The sequence below is a fragment of the Streptococcus suis genome, from assembly GCF_029616525.1.
GTDB lineage: Bacteria > Bacillota > Bacilli > Lactobacillales > Streptococcaceae > Streptococcus > Streptococcus suis_AF.
The window spans coordinates 64132-71096 of the sequence record NZ_JANFME010000010.1 but is presented as its reverse complement, the minus strand read 5'-3'; the positions used below and the strand labels follow the sequence as shown (position 1 = coordinate 71096).

General features: G+C 35.9%; 8 protein-coding genes. All 8 read right to left on the bottom strand.

Annotation, left to right across the window (positions count from 1 at the left end):
* Window positions 1-253 precede the first annotated feature (253 nt).
* The 8 genes from NOL38_RS05690 to NOL38_RS05655 all read right to left on the bottom strand — a co-directional run bounded on the left by NOL38_RS05690 (window position 254) and on the right by NOL38_RS05655 (window position 6919).
* Complete coding sequence (locus tag NOL38_RS05690) at window positions 254-724, bottom strand: sigma-70 RNA polymerase sigma factor region 4 domain-containing protein (protein WP_277941634.1); 471 nt, start codon at window positions 722-724, stop codon at window positions 254-256.
* Between the two features lie 350 nt (window positions 725-1074).
* Window positions 1075-3048, bottom strand: coding sequence for an ATP-dependent zinc metalloprotease FtsH (ftsH, locus tag NOL38_RS05685; protein ID WP_277941633.1), 1974 nt, complete (start codon window positions 3046-3048; stop codon window positions 1075-1077).
* 21 nt (window positions 3049-3069) lie between these two features.
* Window positions 3070-3612, bottom strand: a complete 543-nt coding sequence (gene hpt, locus NOL38_RS05680; protein ID WP_277941632.1) for a hypoxanthine phosphoribosyltransferase — start codon at window positions 3610-3612, stop codon at window positions 3070-3072.
* A 7-nt stretch (window positions 3613-3619) separates the two neighbouring features.
* The gene (tilS, locus tag NOL38_RS05675) at window positions 3620-4888 is read right to left on the bottom strand and encodes a tRNA lysidine(34) synthetase TilS (protein WP_277941631.1); all 1269 of its coding nucleotides are present in this window, start codon (window positions 4886-4888) and stop codon (window positions 3620-3622) included.
* Window positions 4889-6169: a serine hydrolase gene (locus tag NOL38_RS05670; RefSeq protein WP_277941630.1), complete on the bottom strand. Its 1281-nt coding sequence runs from the start codon at window positions 6167-6169 to the stop codon at window positions 4889-4891.
* 12 nt (window positions 6170-6181) lie between these two features.
* Complete coding sequence (locus tag NOL38_RS05665) at window positions 6182-6295, bottom strand: SP_0009 family protein (protein WP_004194325.1); 114 nt, start codon at window positions 6293-6295, stop codon at window positions 6182-6184.
* On the bottom strand, window positions 6292-6660 hold the full coding sequence (locus NOL38_RS05660; RefSeq protein ID WP_277941629.1) for an FtsB family cell division protein: 369 nt from the start codon (window positions 6658-6660) through the stop codon (window positions 6292-6294). Before NOL38_RS05660 ends, NOL38_RS05665 begins: the two co-directional genes overlap by 4 nt.
* A complete protein-coding gene (locus tag NOL38_RS05655; RefSeq protein ID WP_004194330.1) occupies window positions 6647-6919 on the bottom strand; it encodes an RNA-binding S4 domain-containing protein in 273 nt (90 codons plus the stop codon). Before NOL38_RS05655 ends, NOL38_RS05660 begins: the two co-directional genes overlap by 14 nt.
* Window positions 6920-6965 lie beyond the last annotated feature (46 nt).

The following is a 6965-nucleotide window of genomic DNA, read 5'->3' as shown; positions in this document are numbered from 1 at the left end:
TTTTCGAAACTTTTTTTCGTTCCTCTATTAACTAGCCCCTCAAGAGACAACTCAATTATTCTATCATCTACTTTGGCAATTGTCAACCGGTTTTTTGAGATTTTTTACACTGAAAGTTCTATGTAGATATTTGTTTTTTCTCCTATTCCTTCTTCTCTTTGCTATAACCTATATAAAAAGAAACTGAACAGAACTTTTTATGGTGCTTCTGCCCAATTTCTTAATTCGATTAACATGATGTTAGTAATTAGCTTTAGCGAAAGTCTTTCAAATGAATTTGTAAATCACGTATCATTTCACGACGACCATTAAAACATTGTCCGCTGATTAATTTTTCGTATTTATCAAGTTGATCATCGCTCAGGTTTTTTCGATAATCTCTCAAGGCACCTCTCAACATTAATAGTTCATCGTTTATCAATCCCGGTGATTGTATTGCGTGAGATAATTCGTGAATATCTTCATGTGGCATACGGTCAAACTTGCGTTTTTGACTTTCCTGTTTGCGGATACGATCCTTGATTCGATTTCTGAACTTGACTTTAAAATAACAATATAATTGAACTTGTTCATCAACTAGCCACGGTTGAGCTTCCAATAATTCAAACAAGGTCATCATTCCTTCTTGTTCCCAATCATCTCGATCCCATAGTTTAATGTAAAACTCTTTTCGAGCCTTATTTACAATACCTTTGACGCTTGCGTACACTTTTTCGAATTCCATTTCTTAATCTCCTTTTGTTGATGGTTTAAGTTTATCGAAAAGTGCTGTCTTTCTACAGGACATTTTTGTCTAGCATACTTAATTTGATTTTTCTTTTTTTAAGTACATTTGCTATTGATACTCTATGGCAAACATTGCATTCTGCTTCAGAAGGGAGTTATTTGGTATAGTTCTAAGATTGAGATAAATAACTATTGATTCGTTTTTCTTGTAAACGCCCTGTTTCTGATGTGTATCATGTAAAAAAGCCCTTGCCAAGATTATGTACTTAGCGAAGGCTTTGCGGTTATTTTAGTGGTTGAGAGTGAGGGCAGATCCGTTATGGAATGTCTTGCACAGACCATTTTATACTACTCTTTCGTATTAATTTTCTCTTTTACCTCTTCATAAGAAAGGGGATGAATATCTTCATCATCACGTTCAATATTTTCTGGCATTTTGCCTGTTTCATACAGAGATTTAATTTGAACACTATCAAGAGTTTCGTATTTGAGCAATGCTTCTGCGATTAGTTTATGAGTTTCGCGATTAGACTGAATAATTTCAGCTGCTTTGTTGCGAGCTTCATTTAACAAATCACGTACTTCATTATCTAATTCATAAGCAGTTTGTTCTGAAATGTGTTTATGAGTTGTCTGGCCACCAAACATTGCATGACTGCCCTCATACTGCATTGGTCCCATTTTGTCACTCATGCCATATTCAGCAACCATAGCACGCGCCATCCGTGTTGCTTGTTCAAAGTCATTTGAGGCACCAGTTGTTTGGGTATTGAAAATAATTTCTTCCGCAACACGTCCTCCCATAAGACCAGCCAATTGCTCCTTCATATCTTCTTTAGATAGAAGCATTTGATCTTCTTTTGGAAGGGCAATCATGTAACCTCCTGCGCGGCCACGTGGTACAATAGTAACTTTATGAACTTCACGCGCATTTGACAAGACAAGGCCGACAATCGTATGACCAGCTTCATGGTAGGCAACGATTTCTCGTTCCTTAGCTGAGACTTGACGATCTTTCTTGGACGGACCTGCAATAACACGATCTTCCGCTTCGTCGATATCTGACGCATCGATGACAGTTTTGTTTCGACGTGCAGCAACTAGAGCTGCTTCGTTAAGAACATTCTCTAAATCTGCACCAACAAATCCTGGTGTTTGTTGTGCTACTAATTTCAAATCTACATCTGCTGCTAGTGGTTTATTCTTCGCATGAACTTTAAGGATTGCTTCACGTCCTTTAACATCCGGACGACCAACCAATACTTTACGGTCAAAACGACCTGGACGAAGAAGGGCAGGGTCTAAAACATCACTACGGTTGGTTGCGGCAATGACAATAATCCCTTCGTTCCCTTCAAAACCATCCATTTCAATTAAGAGTTGGTTGAGGGTTTGTTCACGTTCGTCGTTACCGCCACCCATGCCGACACCACGTTGGCGACCGACAGCATCGATTTCATCGATGAAAATAATGGCTGGCGCTGCTTTTTTTGCATCTTCAAATAATGAACGAACACGGCTGGCACCGACACCAACAAACATTTCAACAAAATCTGAACCAGAAATGGAGAAGAATGGTACACCCGCTTCACCTGCTACTGCTTTGGCAAGCAAGGTTTTACCGGTTCCTGGAGGCCCCTCTAGTAGCACACCTGCTGGAATACGTGCTCCAAGTTTAGTAAAGCGTTTTGGATCCTTCAAAAATTCAACAACTTCAACTAATTCTTGTTTTTCTTCCTCTGCACCTGCTACATCTGAGAAACGTACCTTGATGTTACTTTGTTCCAAAGCTTTCGCTTTGTTTCGTCCAAAGTTCATGGCTCCTCGAGCTCCGCCACCGCCTTGGTTCATCATCATCATGAAGAATACACCAACAATAACAAGTGGCAACAAATTAAAGATAATATTTAACCATAGTCCATTTGAACTTTCGGGTTTAATAGTAACCTTTACTCCATTTTCATTTGCAAGAGCTTGTAGCTCTGACAAATTCGTTTCTGACGGTAAAATTAGCGACTTAAAGTTTTTATACTTAACTTTGCTAGAAACTTGGAATAACTTAATAGATGAAGCTAACTCATCTTTTGCTTCCTGTTCTGTCTTGTATTTACCTGTAATTTCAATAACGCTTGAATCTGGTTGATAGGTCAATTCTGAAACATTATTATTTTTTAGTTCAGTAATAACTTGTGAATAGCTAATTTCTTGAGTAGCAACCTGCTGACCGGCATTAAAAAACTGGAATGCTGTTAGGATAGTCGCAATAACTAGAATAATGAGAAAAGGATTTTTAATAAATCCTTTATTTGGTTGATTGTTCATAATACAGTAGGAAACCTTTTTCTATTTTGTATAAACTTCCTCTTTTAGTACACCAACATAAGGAAGATTACGGTAGTTTTCATCATAGTCTAATCCAAATCCAACTACAAATTCATTTGGAATAGTGAAACAAGTATAGTCTGGCTCAATCTCAACAACTCGACCTTCTGGTTTATCAAGGAGTGTAGCAATTTTGATAGATTCAGCTTGACGGAGAGCAAACAGCTCTTTTAGTTCTTTTAATGTACGACCAGTATCAATAATATCTTCAACAAAGATAATGTGGCGACCTGCAACACTATTGTCCAAATCCTTGATAATCTTAACGGTACCGCTACTCTCCGTTCCGCCATGGTAGCTAGAAACAACCATATAATCCGTTTCTACATGGGCATCAATATGTTTCATTAATTCTGCCATAAATGGGATAGAACCTTTTAAAATTCCTACAAGAATAGGATTCTTATCTACATAGTCTGTTGCTAAAATTTGACCGAGTTCTTTGCATTTTGCAACGATTTCTTCTTCTGAAACAAGAATTTTCTTAATATCTTTGTCCAACATAGTTGTTCTACTCTTTCATTTTTATATATAAGGTAGCTTTCATTATATCATTTTTTACTGATTTACTCAAATCACTGCTAACAAGATTCGTAATTCCATAAATTTCTCCATTCTGCTCGATAATAAGCGCATTTTGTCGAACTTTCTGTGAGATTTTATTATCAATAAACCAACGGCGGAGTTTTTTATTTACTCCGTTTATTAAAATGGTATCCCCAGCCTGCCTTCTCCTCACTACAATTGGATTTTCTGTAGGAAAATATAAAATACTATCCGCTTCTTCCAAAGGATGATTGAGAGAAAAAATATATGAACCGTAAGAAAAAATACCCTCTGATTTTATCATGATTTTTTCTGGTTGACTATCCGTCTCTGGTCCTATTTTATAAATTTGAAAACGATGATAATCCTTTTCTAGCATGTAATCATTTTTCAATAAATGATAGTAGTTAGCTTTTGAACGCAAGATGTGTAATACTTCATTAAATTGTGGACGAGAGAGCTGTAAATCAGGAAATTTTTCCAAATATTCCTCTAATAGATAACTTTGTACCGCAGGTGTCTGTTGTTGAAAACTCATCACATCTGTAACGGATAAATTCTGTGTCAAATCTCTTAGCGCTTGAAATAGATTATTTGTATCAACTGCAAGATTATTGAGAGTAAGTTCGATTTTAGGATTTTCCTGTTTTAACTTTGGTAAATAGTCATTTCTGACTCTATTTCGAAAATATTTGAAATCTGCATTGCTGCAATCTTCAAAATAAAATAGCTTTTCAAAATCTGCCTTTTTAAAAGATAAAAGTGGTCGAATAAGTTCCCCTGTTGCAAAAGGCTGAGTCGGTTGAATTGCTGATAAGTGACGTAAACGCCCTCCTCTAATCAATCGCATAAAGACAGTTTCTGCTTGATCATCTGCATGGTGGGCTGTCACTAGTGCAGTGTAGCCTTCCTTCTCCATGATTGTAGCAAAAAATCCATAACGCCATTTTCGCGCCGCTTCTTCTGAAAAAACACCTTCAAAATAGGACAGATAAAAGGGAACATTACTTTCTTCTGCTAACTGTCTAAGATATTTTTCCTCAATGACAGATTCTTCCCTCTGTCCATGATTAATATGGGCAATTCCAAGTTCAATCCCTAACACTTGTTTGTATTCGTATAAAAGATGGAATAGGTTCATAGAATCTAACCCACCAGATACGGCTACTAGTACTTTCTTATGTTTATCAAAAAAGTGACCATCCAGTGTCACTTTTAAAAATCTATCTTTCATTTACTTTAAAATCCCGTAAATATCATTTGCAATTTGTGTAATCTCATCATAATTTGATTTATCTGTAAAAATAGATAAAACAAAAGGAGACCCTGCGTAAACAATCGCTACATCGTGTTTGACATCGTCTGCATCGCCAATTTTATGAGCAACTGGAACTGAGATGTCTTTCGAAATACGTTGATTATCAAATTGAGTAGATAACAAACTTTCTAGCACATAGCCATTTTGAATATATAAGGCTTCCATCATTTTCCCTGCGATCTCAGCTGAAGTTTCACGTGTAACCATACTCCACTCACTACCTATTTTAGCAGTTATTACTTGATAAAAATTGGAATCGAATTTATTAGCTACATAATAAGAAAGTAAATTACTAGCTACATTATCTGACTCTTTAGCAGTCTTATTAATCAATTCTTCCACTGAATAATCTTTGTTGTCAGGAGTTTTTGACAGTGAACCACTTCCTCCAGCAACATAAGCTCCTGGGAAGGATATAGATTCGGCTGTATATTTCACTTTAGTAGTCAAATCAATATACCCAGCATTCAGTTGCTCTTGAACGTAATAAAGAATTGGTAGTTTAGCAATGCTGGCAGAATAGAATAGTTTCTCTTGATTTACACCTGCAGTTTGACCTGTTGACAATTGTTTCACATATATACCAATAGTATCTTTGGAATATTTGTTAGTCAACAACTCTTGAACGGCTTCTACTCTATTATCCGTTTTAGAAAGATTATTTACTGCAATCCAACCTTTATCTGTAACATAGGCAAAATCACCTAGGGAAGTTGTCACAATTTTAGAAACCATAACAGCCTGATAGGGTTGTAAATCATTTTTTATTTCCGTAGCTTCGTTAGCAATTGGTGAGGTTAACAATGTGAAACTTTTTTTTGTCCAATAAGTTTGCTCAACAGTAGTTTCTGTAACAATTACATCATCAAATAGTAGATGCCTACTTGCAAGAATGTAACCCTTGTCATCTATTTTGAAAACCAATTCTTTTTTGCTATTGACTAGAACATCCGTAATAGAAAAATGTTGGTTCGGCTGTAATTGTCCACCTGCTATAGTCAGTTCTTCATCCGAATAAAGATTCTCAGTTTGAAAAACATTTGGGTTTTGAGGGATAGTTTGAAAATACTGATCATAGATAGTATGAGTCAATTCGTATTCTTCTTGCGCTGTGAGTGCAAATGGTATTTCTGTACTATCGACCACCTGCCATCCAAATAAAACTGGCAATAACCATACGAGCAGTTTTTTCTGCATACTCCCTCCTTTCTACGATTCATTTTCTTCTAACTTTAATTCTCTATTCTTTTGATTCAACTCTTCTAATTTTTCATCAGAATGCTGTAAAAATTGCTCTACAATTTTAAAAATAGATTCGGTCATTTTGGTAACCCTGGAATATTGTAGACAAATTCCCCTTCTTTAGAGTATTGATACTTAGCCCGAACATACTTTGCTACATATTCCTCATTTTTCAATTTTGCAACCATCTCTGCTTCCTGCTTCTGTTCTTTGGTCAGTTCTTCGTAATTTTTTTCCAATTCAGCAAGTTTCTTTTCCTGCTGCTGAATATTAGTGTAAGTCCCAACAAGATTATAGGCAGGCAACATAAAAAGAAAGATAACTAGAATGAGAATCGCACCCATAAAACGATTTTTTTGTTGGCGTTCTGCCAATTGATGCTGAGTTTTTTTACGCTCCGACTGAATAAAGGCATTATTCAGTTGTAGAATTTTAGATTTCTTCATCTTTTTCTATCCTTTTTTCACTGATAATTTCATACATTTTCAGTGCGTCTTCTTTTTTAGTCGAATCTTTCATTTCAAGTACTTTTACAGTGAGTAGTTTATTACCAAATTGGATTTCAACCTGATCATTTACCTTTAAATCTGTTGAAGATTTCGCCAAAATCCCATTGACTTTTATTCGTCCTTTATCGGCAACTTCCTTCGCAACTGTTCGACGCTTGATAATGCGGGATACTTTCAAATATTTATCTAGTCTCATACTTTACCTCAGTTCATTATTTTACCATTTTTCAAGGTATTTGAGA